Annotated in this window: 8 protein-coding genes and 1 tRNA gene; 6 read left to right on the top strand and 3 right to left on the bottom strand. The window is 61.9% G+C overall.

The window, feature by feature from the left end; genetic code table 11:
• Nucleotides 1-91: 91 nt before the first annotated feature.
• Entirely contained in the window at nucleotides 92-442 is a 351-nt protein-coding gene (erpA, locus tag GBJ34_RS02270) for an iron-sulfur cluster insertion protein ErpA (RefSeq protein ID WP_151717650.1), read from the bottom strand.
• Nucleotides 443-532: 90 nt separating this feature from the next.
• Between erpA and GBJ34_RS02265 the strand changes: the two genes are divergently transcribed.
• Nucleotides 533-1705, top strand: a complete 1173-nt coding sequence (locus GBJ34_RS02265) for a deoxyguanosinetriphosphate triphosphohydrolase (RefSeq protein WP_151717627.1) — start codon at nucleotides 533-535, stop codon at nucleotides 1703-1705.
• 244 nt (nucleotides 1706-1949) lie between these two features.
• Here GBJ34_RS02265 and GBJ34_RS02260 read toward each other — a convergent pair whose 3' ends face one another.
• Both GBJ34_RS02260 and GBJ34_RS02255 read right to left on the bottom strand, forming a co-directional pair.
• The gene (locus GBJ34_RS02260) at nucleotides 1950-2423 is read right to left on the bottom strand and encodes a disulfide bond formation protein B (protein ID WP_404811389.1); all 474 of its coding nucleotides are present in this window, start codon (nucleotides 2421-2423) and stop codon (nucleotides 1950-1952) included.
• 75 nt (nucleotides 2424-2498) lie between these two features.
• Nucleotides 2499-3086: a YqaA family protein gene (locus tag GBJ34_RS02255; RefSeq protein WP_151717625.1), complete on the bottom strand. Its 588-nt coding sequence runs from the start codon at nucleotides 3084-3086 to the stop codon at nucleotides 2499-2501.
• A 142-nt stretch (nucleotides 3087-3228) separates the two neighbouring features.
• On the opposite strand from GBJ34_RS02255, the gene ypfJ reads away from it, so the two are divergent.
• From ypfJ to GBJ34_RS02230, 5 genes are all read left to right on the top strand, one after another.
• Nucleotides 3229-4077: a KPN_02809 family neutral zinc metallopeptidase gene (ypfJ, locus tag GBJ34_RS02250; protein ID WP_151717624.1), complete on the top strand. Its 849-nt coding sequence runs from the start codon at nucleotides 3229-3231 to the stop codon at nucleotides 4075-4077.
• 144 nt (nucleotides 4078-4221) lie between these two features.
• Nucleotides 4222-4305: transfer RNA gene (locus GBJ34_RS02245), tRNA-Leu, on the top strand.
• 1197 nt (nucleotides 4306-5502) lie between these two features.
• Nucleotides 5503-9048, top strand: coding sequence for a Hint domain-containing protein (locus tag GBJ34_RS02240; RefSeq protein ID WP_318843216.1), 3546 nt, complete (start codon nucleotides 5503-5505; stop codon nucleotides 9046-9048).
• Nucleotides 9049-9430: 382 nt separating this feature from the next.
• A complete protein-coding gene (locus GBJ34_RS02235) occupies nucleotides 9431-16117 on the top strand; it encodes a Hint domain-containing protein (protein ID WP_151717622.1) in 6687 nt (2228 codons plus the stop codon).
• 133 nt (nucleotides 16118-16250) lie between these two features.
• The gene (locus GBJ34_RS02230; RefSeq protein WP_151717621.1) at nucleotides 16251-19244 is read left to right on the top strand and encodes a Hint domain-containing protein; all 2994 of its coding nucleotides are present in this window, start codon (nucleotides 16251-16253) and stop codon (nucleotides 19242-19244) included.
• Nucleotides 19245-19395: the final 151 nt, after the last annotated feature.

Raw genomic sequence — 19395 nt, 5'->3', positions numbered from 1 at the left:
GGAGGTGCCTAATCGGACCTGTCGCGCAACGCGTCTTGGATCACGCAGGTCGCGATATGCGGCTCAGATCGAGCCAGCCGTGCCCGCAGCCTCAGATCGAGAAAGATGTGCCGCAGCCGCAGCTGGAAGAGGCGTTCGGATTCTCGATCACGAAGCGCGCACCGATCAGCTCTTCGGTGAAATCGATCACTGCGTTTTGCAGGAAAGGCAGCGAAACCGGATCGACCAGCACGCGCTGACCGTCTTTTTCCAGCACCAGATCATCCTCGGCGGCGGCGTCTTCCAGCCGGATCTCGTATTGGAAGCCGGAACAGCCGCCCCCCTCCACCGCCACGCGCAGGGATTTGACGGCGCCGGTCATATCGGCAATCTCGGCCAGACGCGCGAAAGCGCGGTCGGTGACACGGGGGGTGCTGGCATCAGCGGGAAGATGCAGGTCCATCATCGGATTTTCCTTAGCCTTCATGGGCTTTTGCACATATAGGTGAGCCGAGCCTATGAAACAAGTTCCGATGACCCAGACCTTCTTCCGATGACCCAGACCTTTGCCCCCTTTGCCTGCCTGCCAGATGCCTCGCGCGGGCGCCTTCATCCCGAAATCATGTCGACCTTCCGCTCGCCCTTTCAGCGCGACCGTGACCGGATCATCCATGCCTCGGCCTTCCGGCGTCTGAAACACAAGACCCAGGTCTTTATCGAGCATGAGGGCGATTATTACCGCACCCGCCTGACCCATTCGATCGAGGTGGCACAGGTGGCGCGCACGATTTCGGGCGTTCTGGGGCTGAACACCGATCTGGCCGAATGCATCGCGTTGGCCCATGATCTGGGGCACACGCCCTTTGGCCATACCGGCGAGGATGCGCTGTCGCGATTGATGCAGCCCTATGGCGGCTTTGACCATAATGCGCAGGCGCTGCGGATCGTGACGCGGCTGGAGCGGCATTATGCGGGCTTTGACGGGCTGAACCTGACCTGGGAAAGCCTTGAGGGCATTGCCAAGCACAATGGCCCGGTGATCGGCCCTTATGCCGATGAAAAGCACGCAGGCCCCTTGCCCTATGCTTTGGACGAGGTGAACGGACAATGGGATCTGGAACTGGACACCCATGCCAGCGCCGAGGCCCAGGTGGCGGCGATTGCCGATGACGTGGCCTATAGCCATCATGACCTGCATGACGGGTTGCGCTCGGGTCTGTTCACCGAAGAGGATCTGATGGAACTGCCGGTAACTGCCCCGGCATTCGAGGAGGTCGACCGGCTTTACCCGGGGCTGGAAAAGATGCGCCGCCGTCACGAGGCGTTGCGCCGGGTCTTTGGCCGGATGGTGGAAGACGTGATCCACGTCGCCCAGAACCGGCTTGAGGCCGCGCAGCCGAAATCGGTCGACGAGATCCGCCATATGGGCACGACGATCATCCGCTTTTCCAAGCCGCTCTATCAGGAACTGAAGGCGGTGCGGTCCTTCCTGTTCCATCGCATGTATCGCGCGCCGTCGGTGGTGGTGATGCGGGCCGAGGTGACGGCGATGCTGGATGATCTGTTCCCGCTGTTCCTGCGCCAGCCGGAACTGCTGCCGGGCGAATGGCGCGCCGATATCGAGGCCGCGAGGGATGAAACCCATCTGGCGCGGATCGTTGCAGATTATGTGGCGGGAATGACCGACCGCTTCGCGATCCAGGAGCATAAGCGGCTGTTCCCCTGAGGGAGACGGCCTGGGGGCGTGCTTGGGGCGGCGGGTATAAGATCGCCCCGAGGTCAGCCGAAGCACGGGCGGTCTGGGCGCGCGCTCGGGGCGGCGGTCAGCGCGGGGGCTGACTGCCCCCGCACCCCCGTGGATATCTGAGAACAGGTGAGTGAGCACGGGCTTTGGGGCCCGTCGGTGCGGGTCCGCCAGTGGGAGGGATTGTCTATGGTGGTCCGTCTGATGGCAGCTGTCTGTGCCGAGTTTAGCGGCGGGCGGTGCCTACGCGGGCGGCGCTGAACCAGATCAGCGCAAGCGCCACACTGATGATGACATTCCAGCCCGCCATGGAGATGCCGAACATCTGCCAGGCGATGGCGTCGCAGCGCACCACTTGGGCCACATTGACCGCAGGGTTCAGCAGATCGGTTGCGCTGATCCCCTGCAACGATCCGCCGGTGCAGGAAGCAAGGCCTTCCCACCATTTCTGCTCGACGCCGACATGGAACAGGCCGATCCCGGCCGAGGTCAGCGCGGCAAGGCCCCCCAGCACCGCCAGCGGGCGCCAGCCGGTGGCAGCAATCAGCAGCCCGATCAGCACCGCCACCAGATGTGGCCAGCGTTGCCAGATACAAAGCTGGCAGGGCGCGAGGCCACCGAGATATTGAAACGCCAGCGCGGCCAGCAGAAGGGCGGCGGAGCCGGAGGCGGCAAGGGTGGTTTGCAGGCGCAGGCGGATCATGATGCAATCCTTGAAGGACAGGCTTTGGATTGAAGGACAGGCATTGGGTCGAAGGGTGACTTGGGGCTTTACTCAGTGCAGGGCCTTGAGGCCGAACCAGAGCGCGGCAAGCGCCAGACACAGGCCAAGCGCGATCCAGGGCAGCCGGCGTTCGATGAAGCCGGTGATGGCCGGGCCAAAGCGGCGCAGCAGCCAGGCCAGCAGATAAAAGCGGCCGCCACGCGCGACGATGGCCGAAAGGATGAACAGTTTCAGATCAAAGGCCACCACGCCGGACAGGATGGTGACGACTTTCATCGGCGGCAGGTGCGTCAGGCCCGAGGTGACGAGCATCAGCAGGATCGCGCCTTCGCCGGTCTGGGTCTTGAGCGCTTCGAAGGCGTCCATCTTGCCGTAAAATTCCAGCATGGGCCGCGCGATCAGATCAAAGAAGTAAAGCCCGATCCACCAGCCGAAGATACCGCCCAGAACCGATGTGACGGTGGCGATCAGCGCATAGCGCATCGCGCGGTCTGGCCGGGCCAGACACATCGGCACGAACAGCACATCTGCGGGAATCGGAAAGACCGAGCTTTCCACGAAGGAGATTGCGCCCAGCACGGGCTCCGCGCGCGGGGATCCGGCTTGACGCAGGGTCCAGTCGTAAAGGGCGCGGAACATGGATCCTCCGAAGCTGGGGCAGGGTTATCGCGACCTTGCAACACGCCACCCGCCCGAGGTCAAGCAAGCATCGCGATGCACCGGGGGCTTCCGTCCGATGCGCGCCATGATATGGTTTCACAAACGGGTGAGGGAGTGGGTGATGGATTGGCGCGGACGCCGGGGCAGCCGGAATATCGAGGATCGGCGCGGGCAGGGTGCCACGCGTGGGGGGGGCGTTGCGGTCGGCGGCGCGGGCGCGCTGGTCTTGCTTTTGCTTGGGGCCTATTTCGGGGTGGATGTCTCGGGGCTGGTGGATGGGGGCGGCCAGACCTCATCTGGCGGAGCCGAGATGACCCGCGCCGATCAAGAGGCGGGCGAGTTTGTCTCGGTCGTGCTGGCCGATACCGAAGAGGTCTGGGGCACGGTCTTTCCCGATCAGGTCGGCAAGGCCTATGTGCCGCCGGTGCTGGTGCTTTATTCCGGGGTGACGCGGTCGCCTTGCGGCAGCGCCAGTGGCGCGACCGGGCCGTTCTATTGCCCGGGCGATCGCAAGATCTATCTCGATACCGGCTTTTTCGGCACCATGGCGCAGGAATTGGGCGCGCGTGGCGATTTCGCGGCGGCCTATGTCGTGGCGCATGAGGTGGCCCATGGCGTGCAGGATCAATTGGGCATCCTGAGCCGGGCCAATCAGGTGCGGGCGCAAAGTTCGGAGGCCGACAGCAATGCCATTTCGGTGCGGATCGAGCTGCAGGCCGATTGCCTGTCGGGCATCTGGGCCCGCGGTGCCGAGGAAATGTTCGGCAGCCTCCATCCGGGAGATGTCGAGGAGGCGGTGAATGCCGCCCACAAGATCGGCGATGACACCTTGCAGCGCAATGCCGGCCGGGTGCCGATGCCGCATACCTTTACCCATGGAACATCGGAGCAGCGGGCGCGCTGGTTCATTCGCGGCTATGAAAGCGGCGATATGGGCACTTGCGACACGTTTGCGGCCCGCAGCCTGTAAGGTCGGGCTGATCCATCCGTGAAATTTCCCAAGGCGGCGCGCGAAATGCCGCCTTGGGGCTTGAAGACCCCCGCACCTGCCTTGTAAAGAGAGGGCGCATTCCCGACCGGGTGATCCGGCCGCTACCATGGAATGCCTTCGGCTGCGGGTGTGGTGGAATGGTAGACGCGACAGACTCAAACTCTGTTTCCGAAAGGAGTGTCGGTTCGAGTCCGACCACCCGCACCAGATCTTCAAGACATTGATGTGATGACCGCTGGCCGCGCTTTGGTTCTGGCCATGGCCGTGCAAAGGGCGTGGTGCTGAGGAACAGCACCTGGCTTTGCGCGCTTTTGATGTTCTTTTGCGTCGCCCGACCCGCCCTTGCACAGAAGACGGCGGCGGACGACCCTTTACAGGAAATGACCGTTGCAGCGGTGTGGCGCGGTATCCAGGTCATGAAGCCACGTCGGATGCGGCGATCGCGCGTCATATCGCTTTCAGGGCCGCAGAGGATAGCCGCCTGACAAAGCGTGCAGCAGCCGCAAACCGACCGCGAATGATCGTGTTCAGCAAGACAGCCCATAACCGGCGTTGCGACCGATCCGAAAATCCCCAGGCAAGCCTTCGCCCCGTGATGCAAGGCCGGGCACAAGGACATAGGTGATTCCCGGCGGCGCGGGCGCTGCGCCGGAATCGGGAAAGCGATGCGGATATCCGGGGCGATGTCTCCGAGGATCGGCGGATGATTCGTGCCTTGTTAAGACTAACGGTCGCCTAACAGTGGCCGATCCCCATGCATTTGAAGGATTGGTTCCAGTGCCGGAACAGGCATATGCGCCCGAACCGCAATCATGGCAAAAATGTAGCCAAGGTTAACGCGACCTGGCATTGCGTCACTTTGTTTCGTCATTCGAAACAGTCAACGGAAAACGCTGCGCAACCATTCCGTGAAAGCCTTTGAATCTCGTAGGATACGGTTCTGTGCCGTTTCAAGTCTGGAAACCGAAAGCGAAAAAGAACTGCTCAACTGCGCGTTGAACGGGCCGGTTTCGGGGAAAAACCGGCGGGTTCTCCCCGCTTTGCCACTTTTTTTGCACTTTTCGCCATGCCTAACAAAAGCTAAATATGGCCCTGTCTTGCTGGGAAAGACATGAAGGCCGTGGGGGCGGTCGTCTCGTGGTGTGATGCGTCTTCTGGACGCGGGAGTATGTGTGTGAAGGCTGCCGGGGTTTTGGACATCTGCCGTCCAGGCCCGATAGACTGAAGTCTGTTTCCCGAACCCGGTTTTCCGGGTGGCAAGCTTTTGCGACATTTTCCCATCATCAAGATGGCCGTGCCTTGGGCGCAGGGTCCTGCTCGCAGGATCGCGCCGATCAATGTCCCATGCGTGGGGCGCGTAGAGGTCGGACGGGCTGTGGGCCCTGCCATGATGAGGAAGATGAGATGCCGGTTTTTGCCTATTACAATTTCAACGATAGCGGTTCCACGGCCCAGGACGTGGCCGAAGAGAACGGTATTCAGAACGGTATCTATATCAATGGGGCAACCTCGGACGGCCAGCAGGCGGTTCTGGACGGCGTTGATGATCTGGTGAAGATCGGCCCCTATAGCCAGTTCCAGCTGGATCGCGGCACGCTCGAGATTCAGGCGACAGCGTCGGACGCGCCGCTGACGGCGGTGCAGACCATCCTGTCGCGCGATGCGGCGGGCGATCAGCCCGGCGGCTACAGCATCGAGCTGCTGCCCGATGGGTCGCTGCTGATCACGCATGAGACCGCCGGCGGTGCCACCACCTTCACCACCGATCCGGGCTTCATGGCACCGGGTGAAGAGGTGAAGATCACCTATTCCTGGGATGTCGCCAATGGCGGCCAGCTCCAGATTCAGAACCTGACCGACAATACCAGCTTCAGCGCCGATACCCCGGCAGGGCTGACCATGAATCAGGGCGCGCTGAACCAGCCCTGGATCGTGGGCGCGGGGCAGAACACCTCCGATCCGGCGGTGCTGACCAATATCGACCAGCATTTCGGCGGTTCGGTCGAATATTTCTCGCTGTCCGATACCGTTGACACCACGCCCGGCACTGGCCCGGATGGCATCGTGCGCGGCACCGATGGCGATGATCTGATCGACGGATCCTATGTCGATCCGACCGATGGCGACCGCATCGACGCCAATGACGCGATCATTCCGGGTGACAATCCGAATGACGATCGCGTCGTTGCGGGTGCGGGCAATGACACGATCCTGTCTGGTCTGGGCGATGACACCGTTTATGGCGGCACCGGCGATGACAGCGCAGCGGGCGGCACGGGCGATGACGAGCTGCATGGCGACGAGGGCAATGACACCCTGATCGGTGGCGCGGGCAATGACACGCTGTATGGCGGTGCGGGCAATGACAGCCTGACCGGCGATTACGGTCAGGACGTGCTCTATGGCGGCGATGGCGATGACACGCTGGTTGGCGGCCCCGAGGATGACCAGCTTTATGGCGGCGCGGGCAATGACAGCGTGGTCGGCGGCCAGGGCAATGACCTGATCGACACCCGCAACAGCGGTGACGAGGGCTCGCCCGACCGTGACTTTCCCGGCCTTTACCCGGCGGATGGTGACCCGAATGACGACCGCGACAATGTCTCGGCCGGTGACGGTGATGACACGATCTATACCGGCGACGACAATGACACCATCCATGCGGGCGGTGGCAATGACCTGATCTATGCCGGCGTTGACGATGACAGCGTGACCGCCGCTGGCGGCGATGACACCGTGATTGCGGGCGAGGGCAACGACACCGTCACCGGCGACCGTGGCGACGACCTGATCTATGGCGGCCCGGTCGACACCTCGACCGATCCGACCCATCTGACCGATGATGTCGATCCCGATCCGAACAATGACCGTGACCTGCTGTTCGGCGGCTTGGGCAATGACACGATCTATGGCGGCGATGACGACGACACGATCTATGGCGGTCAGGGCAATGACCTGCTTTATGGTGGCATCGATGATGATCTGATCTATGGCGGCGAGGGCAATGACACCATCTATGGTGGCCAGGGTGCCGATACGCTGATCGGTGGCGGCGACCGCGATACCTTTATCGGGGCTGGCCCGGGCGATCATATCGATGGCTCCGAGAATGGCGACGATTACGACACGCTTGATCTGCGCGGCTCTGGCCCGCTGTCGATTGTCTACGATCCCGACAATGCCGAAAACGGCACCATCACCTTCTATGATGCTGATGGCGCCGAGACCGGCACCGCGACCTTCGTCAATATCGAGAATGTTCTCACCGATCCGACCAATGGTCGTGACGGCTGGGTCGATGGCACGCCGGGCAATGATCTGATCGATGACAGCTATGTCGATCCGCGCGATGGCGACCGCATCGATGGCAATGACGCGATCATCCCGGGTGATGCGCCCAATGATGACCGGGTGCGCGCAGGCGATGGCGATGACACCATCCGTTCGGGTCTTGGCGATGACACCGTCTATGGTGGCAATGGCAATGACAGCATCGATGGCGGTCCGGGCGATGACAGCCTGGATGGCGGTGCGGGCAATGACACCATCATCGGTGGCCCGGGCAGTGACACCGTCGATGGCGGCGATGGCGATGATGTGATCGATACCAGCGCGCCCATTCCGCGCCCCGATATCGACTATCCGGGCCTCTGGCCCGCCGATACCGACCCGAATGACGACCGCGATCTGGTCTATGGCGGCGCGGGCAATGACACGATCCGCACCGGCGACGATGCCGACACCATCTATGGCGGCAGCGGCAATGATCATATCGACTCGGGCGTCGATGCCGATGTGGTCGATGCGGGCGATGGCGATGACACCGTCATCGGCGGCGAGGGATCGGACACCATCAGCCTCGGCGATGGCAACGATCTGGCCTATGGCGGCTATGGCCCCGATGTGCCGGATGCGGTCAATATCCCGGACGCGACCGACCTGCGGCCCGACAATGCCCGCGACCTGATCTATGGCGGTGCCGGCAATGACACCATCTTTGGTCAGGACGACGATGACACGCTTTATGGTGGCACCGGCAATGACTCGCTGGATGGCGGTATCGACGACGACGAGCTGCATGGCGACGAGGGCAATGACACGCTGCGCGGCGGTCAGGGTGCGGACAGCATGTATGGTGGCGACGACCGCGACACCTTCATCATTGATGCCCCGACCGATGGTCTTGGCGATGTGATCGACGGGGGCGAGGGCGGCGACGACTATGACACGCTGGACCTGCGTGGCGCAGGCCCGCTGCGGATCACCTATGACCCGGACAATATCGAGAATGGTGTGGTCGACTTCCTGGATCGTGACGGCAATGTCACCGGGACGCTGACCTTCACCAATATCGAGAATGTCATCCCCTGCTTCACCCCCGGCACGCTGATCGCCACCCCGCGCGGCGAGATCCCGGTCGAACAGTTGCAGGCAGGCGACCGTGTCATCACCCGTGACAATGGCATCCAGCAGATCCGCTGGGTCGGCCGCAAGGATCTGACCTGGGCCGACCTGTCGCTGAACCCGCATCTGAAGCCGATCCTGATCCGTCAGGGTTCGCTCGGCAACGGGCTGCCGGAGCGCGACATGATGGTCTCGCCGAACCACCGCGTGCTGGTCGCCAATGACCGCACCGCGCTGTATTTCGACGAGCATGAGGTGCTGGTCGCGGCCAAGCATCTGGTGGCGGGCCGCGGCATCCATGAGGTGGACAGCATGGGCACCTCCTATCTGCACTTCATGTTCGACCGTCACGAGGTCGTGCTGTCGAACGGGGCCTGGACCGAAAGCTTCCAGCCCGGCGACTACACGCTGAAGGGCATGGGCAATGCGCAGCGCAACGAGATCTTCGAGCTATTCCCGGATCTGAAGACCGAGGAAGGCCGCGAGAGCTATGGTGCCGCCCGTCGCACGCTGAAAAAGCATGAAGCAAAACTGCTGATCAAGTAACGCAACCAGTTATGCAGCTGCGCGGGGGATATTCCCTGCGCAACAAGGAAAAGAGGTCCCTCGGGGCCTCTTTTTCGTTTCCACGTCCTGCGGTTGGCGGCCACGACATATGCCGCGATCTTGCCATAATCGGCAGGATTTGACCGAACTCGGCCATAACTGCCCCATTTTTCAGACAAGTTCGGCCTCTATTCACGATCCAGAAAGGTGCGCTGCGTCAGTTTGCAGCCCATCCCTGTGTGATTGTGAGGCTCTGTATGAACGTTGTTCGATCCAGTTCCGGGTTTGCAGGTGGTCAGCCTGCGGACCCTTCTTGCCGTTCCTCATATTCCTTGTGCCAAGCCCCGTTTTCCCGTTCCCGTTCTTCTGAAGAGTGATCGCCATGCCCACAGCGCAAGCCCTGACAATCGATACCGATGCCTCCGCCATGGATATGGCCAATGCCATTTTCGGCAATGGTATTACGGTCCAGAACGCATGGTTCGAGGGCGATCCTCTGGCCTCGGGGGTCTATTCAGGGGCCTTAACCACCATTCCGGGCGTCTCGCCGACCGATACCGGGGTGATCCTGTCCACCGGCAATGTGCGCAACTTCACCAATGACAGCGGCACGACCGATACGAACAGCCAGTCGGCAATCACCACCGATCTTGACCACGGGGTCGAGGGGGATCCGGGGCTGGATGGCATTGCAGGTGTGTCCACCCATGACGGTGCGATCCTGAATGTCGACTTCATTCCTGACGGTGACATGATCACGATGAACTTCGTGTTCTCGTCGGACGAATACCCGGAATATGTCAATAGTGGCGTGAACGACGCATTCGGGGTCTGGGTCAATGGTGTTCTGGTGCCTGCCACCATCGCCATCTCGGGCACGGTGTCGATTGATACGGTGAATTCGGGTTCGAACCAGAATCTTTATGTCGACAACACTCAGGACCAATACAACACCGAGATGGACGGCTTCACCTATGTCTTGTCCATCAAGGCCAAGGTCAACCCGGGTGAGCTGAATTCGCTGCGCATCGGCATCGCCGATGGTGGTGACAGCGTGGTCGATTCCAACCTGCTGATCATGGGCGAAAGCATCCAGACCTATACGCTGGCCTTTGACGACGAAGTGAATGTGCTCACCAATGAGACCCGCACCTTTGACATTCTGGCCAATGATGATCACCCCGAAGGCTCCAATCTGACCATCACCCAGATCAACGGGCAGGATGTGGTTCCGGGGCAGACCGTGACCCTGCAATCGGGCCATCAGGTGCAGCTGAATGCGGATGGCACGGTAACGGTCTTCTCAAATGGTGAGACCGGGTCCGAAGCCTTTTCCTATACCGTTGATGACGGCATGGGGAACAAGGATGTCGGCTATGTCACGATGCATACCGCCGCGACGGCCAGCAAGGATGGCATTGTTTCAGGCACTTCCGGCGATGATCGGATCGATGGAAACTATGTCGGCGATCCCGATGGAGACCTGATCGACAGCAATGATGCAACCGGGCTGAATGGCAGCACTGGCAATGACGATATCGTCTATGGCGGCGCGGGCAATGACACCATCTATGCCGGGGAAGGGGATGACAGCGTCTCTGGCGGCGCGGACAATGACCTGATCCATGGCGGTGCGGGCAATGACCTGCTCGCGGGCGATGAGGGCGACGACCATATGTATGGCGACGCGGGCGATGACGTGATGCTGGGCGGGATCGGCAACGACACGCTTTATGGCGGCGAGGGCGAGGATACGCTGCGCGGCGGTGCGGGGGACGATCATCTTCATAGCGGCAGCGCCACAGGCAATAGCAGCCTTGATGGCGGCGAGGGCAACGATACCCTGGAAGCCGGCGCTTATGACGACACGCTGGACGGTGGGGCCGGGGATGATTACCTTTTCGCCAATACCGGCAATGATCTGGTCTATGGCGGCGAAGGCAATGACACGATCCTGTCCGGCCCCGGGGATGACACGCTTTATGGCGGTGCGGGCGATGACAGCGTCTGGGGCCATGATGACGATGATCTTGCCTATGGCGGTGACGGCAATGACACGCTGGCGGGCCATGCGGGCAATGACACCCTGTTGGGCGAAGACGGCAATGACCTGCTGACGGGCGGCACGGGCAACGATCTGGTGCAAGGCGGCGCAGGCGATGACGTGATCTATGGCGACGAGCCCTGGGATACCGGCGCGGGCGCAGCACCAGGCAGTTTCAGCTTTGGCCTGTTCGCGCTGAACTCCAGCAATATGCCCATCAGCAATTGGGTCACTTATGTGAATGGCACGGCCACCTTCAATGGGGCCGCGGATGCCGCAACCATCCAGGTTTCGGATGATGACCCGGCGCTTGAGGATCATTCGGGCGGCGGTGGCAGCCCGGTCGATGCAAACGGAAATCAGGTTCTGACCTCGCCGGTCACCATCACCAAGGTGGTCAGCTATACGGGCTCGGTTCCGAATTATGCGCAGGTGACTTTTCCCGCCGGAACGCCGGTCTATGCTGTCGCACAAAGCGACATCTACAATGCCACGACGGGCGAGACCGGCAATGCCTGGGTCATCCAGATCGGCAGCGACAATACCAACCTGTTCTACAGCTATGATATCGCGGTGCAGGATGGGGACGTGATCACCTGGACCTCCAGCAATGATCCAGCTGTGCAAAGCCCGATCTTCGCCGATGTGACGGGGCTGCACTACACCGATCTCGTGCAGGCCGACGGCAATATGGCACCTGGCCATGACGATACGCTGGAAGGCGGCGATGGCAATGATACGATTTACGGCGGTCAGGGTTCCGACATTCTGACTGGTGGGGCCGGCAATGACCTGCTGACGGGCGGCGCGGGCGACGACAGTCTGGATGGTGGCGACGGCAATGACACCCTGCAAGGCGGGGCCGGCAATGACGCATTGCAGGCAGGCAAGGGTGCCGACAGCCTGGATGGCGGTGACGGCGCAGATGTGCTGTATGGCGGCGGCGACAGCGCCGGTGACACGCTGAGCGGCGGCAGCGATGCCGATACCATCTATGGCCATGCGGGCGATGTGGTGATCGGTGGCGAAGGTGTCACCACCGGCGAAGACAATGACCTGCTGATCGTCTCTGATGTGCGCGAGATCGTCTATGGCGGCGGCGATAACGAGGCTGGCACCATCCATTTCAATGATGGCGGCTCGTTGACCTTCTCCGAGATCGAGCGGATCGAGATCACCGGTGCGGTCGATGGCACCTCGGGCAATGACTCGATGGGCGTCAACTATGCCGATGGTCAGGGCGACCAGATCGATGGCAGCGATGGCATTCATGACACCATTTTTGGTTATGGCGGCAATGACACGATCAATGCTGGCCTTGGCAATGATCTGGTCTTTGGCGGCGAGGGCGATGACGGTGTCTTTGGCCTTGATGGCGATGACACGATCTATGGCGAGACCGGCGATGACACGCTGATCGGCGGCAAGGGCAATGATCTGGTCTATGGCGGGGCCGATGCCGACACCGTTCGCCTGAACGAAGAAGACGGCACCGATACGTTGTTTGGTGGCTCCACCGGCGACGATCACGATACGCTGGACATGAGCCTGGTCGATTCCGGGGTGAATATCTCGTTCTCGGGCGACGAATCCGGCAGCTATGACGCGCATTCCGGCACGACCGGCGGTTTCTTCGATGATTTCGAGAATTTCCAGACTGGCGCGGGCAATGACGGGATCTATGCGACCTCCAGTAATGCCGACCTGACCATTTCAACCGGTGCCGGCAATGACGAGGTGCTGTCGGGCGGTGGTCATGACACCATTGATGGCGGTGCAGGCAATGACCTGATCTATGGTGGCGACGGCAATGACAGCCTGATGGGCAATGACGGCGACGACTATATGGAGGGCGGCACCGGGAATGACACGCTGTCGGGCGACGAGGGCAATGACTTTGTGCGCGGCGATGCGGGCAATGACACGGTCTATGGTGGCGCGGGAGATGACTCCGTCTATGGGGGGGCCGATGATGACCACGTCTATGGCGGCGACGGCAATGACGAGGTTTATGGCGGCTTTGGCACCGACACTGTCTATGGGGGTGCAGGCAATGACACCATCACCGGATCGGGCGGCGATGACGAGGTACATGGCGATGATGGCGACGATATCGTCAAGGGCTCGGACGGGGCGGATACACTATACGGCGGGGCCGGGGCCGATACCCTGCTGGGCGAGGACGACGCCGATGTGATCTATGGCGGCGGCGGTGATTTCGTCGATGGCGGCGAGACGGTCACCACCGGCACCGATGATGACACGCTGATCGTCAACGATGTCAGCCATATCGTCTTTGATCCGATCAATGCCGAAAACGGCACGGTTCATTTCAATGACGGCTCGCTGCTGGAATTCATCAATATCGAACACGTCATTGCCGATGGCAATGTCGTGGTGCCGCCGAACTACATCGTCGAAGGCACGGATGGCGATGACACGATCGATGCAGACTATACCGGCGATCCGCAAGGCGACCGGATCGACGCCGGGGACAACCAGACCCAGGACGATGATGATCTGGTGCAAGCGGGCGGCGGCAATGATGTTGTGGCCTCGGGTGCGGGCGATGATACGGTCTATGGCGGTACCGGCGATGACACCGTCGCCGCGGGGGCCGGGAATGACCTGGCCTATGGCGAAGAGGGCGATGACGTCCTTTCGGGCGGGCTTGGCGATGACACGCTGGATGGCGGCATCGGCAATGACACGCTGAACGGCGACGCCGGCAATGACAGCCTGATCGGCGGTGAGGGCGACGATTCGCTCAATGGCGGCGCGGGCGACGACACGATCGCGGGCGATGCGGGCAATGACAGCGTGGCCGCGGGCGACGGCGACGACCTTGTCTCGGGCGGTGACGGTGATGATACGCTGATCGGCCAGGGCGGCAGCGATACCATCGCGGGCGGCGAAGGCAATGACCTGATCTATGGTGGTGCCGATGAGGCTGCGGTTCCGGGTGGTCTGACCGTCTGGGCCAATGACCCCAGCACGATCTACCGGATCGACATCGACGAGAATGGCGTCGGCGTGAAGACGGCGGTCGGTCCGGCGGCGCGCGCCTATGGCGATATCGGGATGAATGCCGACGGGATGCTCTATGGCACCTCTGGCGGCACGCTTTACCAGATCGATACCACGACCGGGGCGGAAACCCTGATCGGCCCGGTCGGAAACTATGCTGGCAACAATGCCCTGTCCTTCGGTTATGACGGGATGGGCTATGGGGCCTATGGCAGCTCGATCTATCGCTTCGATCCTGCGGCCCCCGCCAATTCCACGGAATGGTGGACCGATCCGAATGGTGGATATCCGGCGGGCGACTTCCTGTTCGTGGGCGACAGCGCCTATATTTCCTGGAACGGGTATGTCCCGGAATGGAATGGCTATGACTATGTGCCGGGATCGACCTATGCCACGCAGCTGATCAAGCTGGATCTTGATGCCGATGGCAATGTCATCGGCCAGCACACGCTTGGTACCTTGCCAGACACCGCCTGGGGCCTTGCGCTTGGTCCCAATGGCGAGATCTACGGTGTCGCTGCAGACCCGTCGACTGGGCAGAACGGGCTGTGGCAGATCGATGTGCCACAGGGGCCTGTGGCCAATCCGACGCAACCTGTGCCCTTGACGCTGGTCTCGGGCTCCGAAAATGGCACGACTTACTGGGGGGCCACCTCCAATTATGAGGCCCATCTCGGCGGTGGTGCCGATGAGGGCGACCTGCTGGATGGCGGCGCGGGCAATGATACGATCCATGGCGGCTTCGGCAATGACACGCTGATCGGCGGCACCGGGAATGACCTGCTCTATGGCGGTCAGGACAATGACAGCCTCTCCGGTGGCGAAGGTGATGACACGCTGGAGGGTGGGGTCGGCGATGACAGCCTGTCGGGCGGCATTGGCAATGACCAGCTGTTTGGCGGCGATGGTGACGACCAGCTTTCGGGCGATGCGGGCGAGGACCAGCTTTACGGCGGTGCCGGCAATGACCAGCTGGATGGCGGTGCCGGCAATGACACGCTGTCTGGCGATGAGGGCGATGACACGCTGCTTGGCGAAGATGGCGATGACAGCCTTGACGGCGGCGCGGGCAATGACGTGCTTTATGGCGGCATTGGCGATGACCAGCTGTCGGGCGGCGATGGCGATGACAGCCTGGCGGGTGGGGCAGGCAATGACACGCTGAATGGCGGGGCGGGGGCCGACACGCTGACGGGTGGCGACGACCGCGATCTGTTCACCGGCGTTGGCATCGGCGATGTGATCGATGGCAGCGAGGGCGGCGACGATTACGACATCCTCGATCTCAGCGATTGGGGGCCGCGCCACACAAATATCATCTATGATCCGACCAATTCCGAAAACGGCGTGGTCGAGTTCCTCGATGATGATGGCAATGTTATCGGCTCGATGACCTTCTCCAATATCGAGCAGGTCATCCCGTGCTTCACCCCCGGCAGCCTGATCGCCACCGCTGAAGGAGAGATCCCGGTCGAGGCGCTGCAGGTTGGCGACATGGTGCTGACCCGCGACAATGGCTATCAGCAGGTTCGTTGGGTCGGTCGGCGCGATCTGAGTGCGGCCGAGCTGGCGCGCAACCCGAATTTCGCCCCGGTGCGGATTGCGAAGGGCGCGCTTGGTGCCGGTCTGCCGCAGCGCGACATGATGGTCAGCCCGCAGCATCGCATGTTGATGACCAGTGCCCGCAGCGAGATGTATTTCGGTGAACGCGAAGTTCTGGTGGCGGCCACCCATCTGGCAGGCCAGCCCGGCATTTCCCAATTGCCGACCGAAGGCATCAGCTACATCCATGTGGCTTTTGCGCAGCATGAGATCATCCGCGCTGATGGGGCCTGGACGGAAAGTTTCCAGCCGGGCGACCTGACGCTGGCGGGCATGGATGATGCGCAGCGCAATGAATTGCTGGCGCTGTTCCCCGGATTGCTGTCTGGCGCTGTCATTCCTGCGGCGCGGCGCTGCCTGAAAGGCCGCGAGGCCAGGGTCTTGCTGTCTGCCTGACTTCATCACGCGGAAATGAAGAGGATTGTCACCCCAGCGGTGACAATCTTCCTTTAACCATGGCTTTGCCACGGCTCTGCCGCATTGCGGGGCGAAAACGGCTCAAACCGGCGGAAGCATCGGAAGAGCAGTCATGGCAAATTATGGTGGAACAAAGGGGAGCGACACGCTCGGCGGAGGAGCCGGTGCGGACAGCGTTGCGGGTTTCGGCGGCAACGACTCGCTCACTGGCGTGGATGGGGCCGACACCATCTATGGCGGCGCGGGCAATGATACCGCCGCGGGCGGTGCCGGCAACGATCTGATCTATGGTGATAGTGACCGCCCGCAGACCTGGGGCTATCGCGTCTATAACCGCGATTTCACCGCGGCGAACAATCAGGCGAGCACGATCGAAAGCGGCACGCTGGCGGGCAGCGGTCTTGCCACCTCATTCGATGTGAATGCCCAAGCCCTTGCCGCGCGCAATCTGGCTTCGGGCGACCCCGATGATTTCGGCATCATCTATACCGCGACCTTTACCGCCACGGTGGCCGGAACCTATACGTTCAGCCTGTCATCCGATGACGGCTCGTCGCTGCAACTGTTCAATGCCGATGGCACGGCGGTGTTGTGGACCAATGGCAGCAACAGGCTGGACAATGACTATCACCAGTCGCTGACCACGCGGTCGCAAACCATCGTCCTGCAAGCGGGGCAAAGCTATACGATCGAGGCGCGCTATTGGGAAAACCTTGGCGGGAACACCTTTTACGGCACTGTGACCCCGCCCGGCGGCACGGCACAGGATCTGGCCAGCAGCCCGATGATCGGATCGTCCACAGCGGCGCTGACCGGCAATGACAGCCTGTCAGGCGATGCCGGCAATGACACCATCTATGGCGAGGCTGGCAATGACACGCTGGATGGCGGGGCGGATCACGACAGCCTGTTTGGCGGCGCGGGCAATGACAGCCTGATCGGCGGCCTGGGCAACGACACGCTGGATGGCGGTGCCAATGACGACCGTCTGTTCGGTGGCGATGGCAATGACCAGCTGTTTGGTGGCACCGGCAACGATTATCTGGATGGCGGTGTCGGGACAGACAGCCTGTCCGGTGGTGATGGCAATGACACGCTTTACGGCGGCGATGACAATGACACGCTGGATGGTGGCGCGGATCACGACAGCCTTTACGGTGGGGCGGGTAATGACAGCCTGATCGGCGGCGCGGGCAATGACCGGCTGGAGGGCGGCGACGGTGCCGATACCCTTTCGGGTGGCCTTGGCGATGACAACCTGATCGGCGATGGCGGAAATGATCAGCTGTTTGGCGGCACCGGCAATGACACGCTGGATGGTGGCATTGGCGATGATGCGCTTTCTGGCGATGAGGGCAATGACAGCCTGGTCGGCGGTTTGGGTAACGATACGCTGGATGGCGGCGCGGATGATGACCGGCTGTTCGGTGGCGATGGCAATGACAGCCTGATCGGCGGTCTTGGCAATGACGTGCTGGATGGTGGAGCCAATGACGACCGCCTGTTCGGCGGCGCGGGCAATGATCAGCTGTTTGGCGGCACCGGCAATGATTACCTGGATGGAGGCATCGGCACCGACAGCCTGTCGGGCGGCGAAGGCGATGATACCGCCTATGGCGGTGACGGGGCGGACACGCTGGATGGCGGTCTGGGCAACGATCAGCTTTACGGCGATGCGGGCAATGACCAGCTGTTTGGCGGCGATGGCAATGACCGGCTGGATGGCGGGGCCGATAATGACCAGCTTTATGGCGGTCTCGGCAATGACACCCTTCTGGGGGGCACCGGCAATGACACGCTGGAAGGGGGCGACGGCGCAGATAGCCTGCTAGGCGGCACGGGCGACGATCTTCTGCACGGGGATGCCGGCAATGACATCCTCTATGGCGAGGACGGCAATGACACGCTGGAAGGCGGGTCCGGCAGCGACCAGCTTTTCGGCGGCGAAGGGCGCGACTCGCTGGATGGCGGCACCGAAAACGATCAGTTGTTCGGCGATGCGGGCGATGACACGCTTGTCGGCGGCGATGGTGATGACTCGTTGGACGGCGGCGCCGACAATGATGCGCTGTTCGGCGGCGAGGGCCAGGACACATTGTTGGGCGGCACCGGCAATGATCAGCTCACTGGCGGCGCTGGTGACGATGTCATGTTCGGCGGCCATGGCAATGACACGGTATATGGCGGCGATGGCGATGACTATCTGCTGGGCGATGACGGCGATGACGTGCTCTATGGCGGCGCGGGCAATGACTGGATCCAGGGCGGTGCCGGCGCAGATCTGATGTTTGGCGGCGATGGCCGTGATACTTTTGTCATCGGCATCGATGGGATCGGCGATACGATCGATGGCGGCGAGGGCGGCGACGATTATGACACGCTGGATCTGCGCAATATCGGCAAGGCGCTGACCAATGTCATCTACAGTTCCACCAATCGCGAAAATGGTGTGGTTGAGTTTCTGGACGATAATGGAAACGTCATCGGCTCGCTGACCTTTTCCAATATCGAAAAGGTCATTCCCTGCTTCACCCCCGGCGCGCGGATTGCCACGCCCGAGGGGATGCGTCTGGTCGAGGATCTGCGCCCGGGCGATCTGGTGATGACAGAGGACGCGGGCGCGCAGCCGCTGCTGTGGTGCGGCAGCCGCAGCCTGACCCATGCCGAACTGCTGGCGGCACCGCCGCTTTGGCCGATCCGCATCGCAGCAGGCGCACTTGGCCTGAACCTGCCGGAGCGCGACCTTCTGGTCAGCCCGCAGCACCGGATGTTGATCAGCGGCCCGCGCGCCGAACTGGTCTTCGGTGAGGCCGAGGTTCTGGTGGCCGCGACCCATTTGGTCGGTCTGCCGGGGATCACCCGCGAGCTGCCCCAGACCGGGATCACCTATCTGCATCTGCTGTTCGAGGAACATCAGATCATCTGCGCCGAGGGCTGCCTGACCGAAAGTTTCCAACCCGCCATGGCGACATTGGACGGGATGGAGGACGCGCAGCGCGATGAAATTCTGGGGCTGTTCCCGGATCTGGCTGGGCCTTCGACGCGGATGCAGGCAGCGCGGCGCAGCCTCAAGGCCTTTGAGGCGCGGGTGCTGCTGGCCGCCTGATCGGTGGCAAGGCGCTGATCCGCTTCAGGGGGCGTGATCGATCGAAAGGCAGAGATCGAGCGAAAAACTGTGATCGAGCGAAAGGGGTTGCCAGATGCCTGCGGCCTGCCTCATGCCAGAGGCCCGACCGCGCCAGAGGTTTCCCCCGCGC

The organism is Gemmobacter serpentinus, assembly GCF_008973825.1.
GTDB lineage: Bacteria > Pseudomonadota > Alphaproteobacteria > Rhodobacterales > Rhodobacteraceae > Gemmobacter > Gemmobacter serpentinus.
This window is presented reverse-complemented; position numbering and strand designations above follow the sequence as displayed.

Bases quoted from the DNA above. Each gene is read 5' to 3' on its own strand.
- erpA (WP_151717650.1), bottom strand. From the start codon at position 442: ATGGACCTGCATCTTCCCGCTGATGCCAGCACCCCCCGTGTCACCGAC.
- GBJ34_RS02265 (WP_151717627.1), top strand. From the start codon at position 533: ATGACCCAGACCTTTGCCCCCTTTGCCTGCCTGCCAGATGCCTCGCGC.
- GBJ34_RS02255 (WP_151717625.1), bottom strand. From the start codon at position 3,086: ATGTTCCGCGCCCTTTACGACTGGACCCTGCGTCAAGCCGGATCCCCG.
- ypfJ (WP_151717624.1), top strand. From the start codon at position 3,229: ATGGATTGGCGCGGACGCCGGGGCAGCCGGAATATCGAGGATCGGCGC.
- GBJ34_RS02240 (WP_318843216.1), top strand. From the start codon at position 5,503: ATGCCGGTTTTTGCCTATTACAATTTCAACGATAGCGGTTCCACGGCC.
- GBJ34_RS02235 (WP_151717622.1), top strand. From the start codon at position 9,431: ATGCCCACAGCGCAAGCCCTGACAATCGATACCGATGCCTCCGCCATG.
- GBJ34_RS02230 (WP_151717621.1), top strand. From the start codon at position 16,251: ATGGCAAATTATGGTGGAACAAAGGGGAGCGACACGCTCGGCGGAGGA.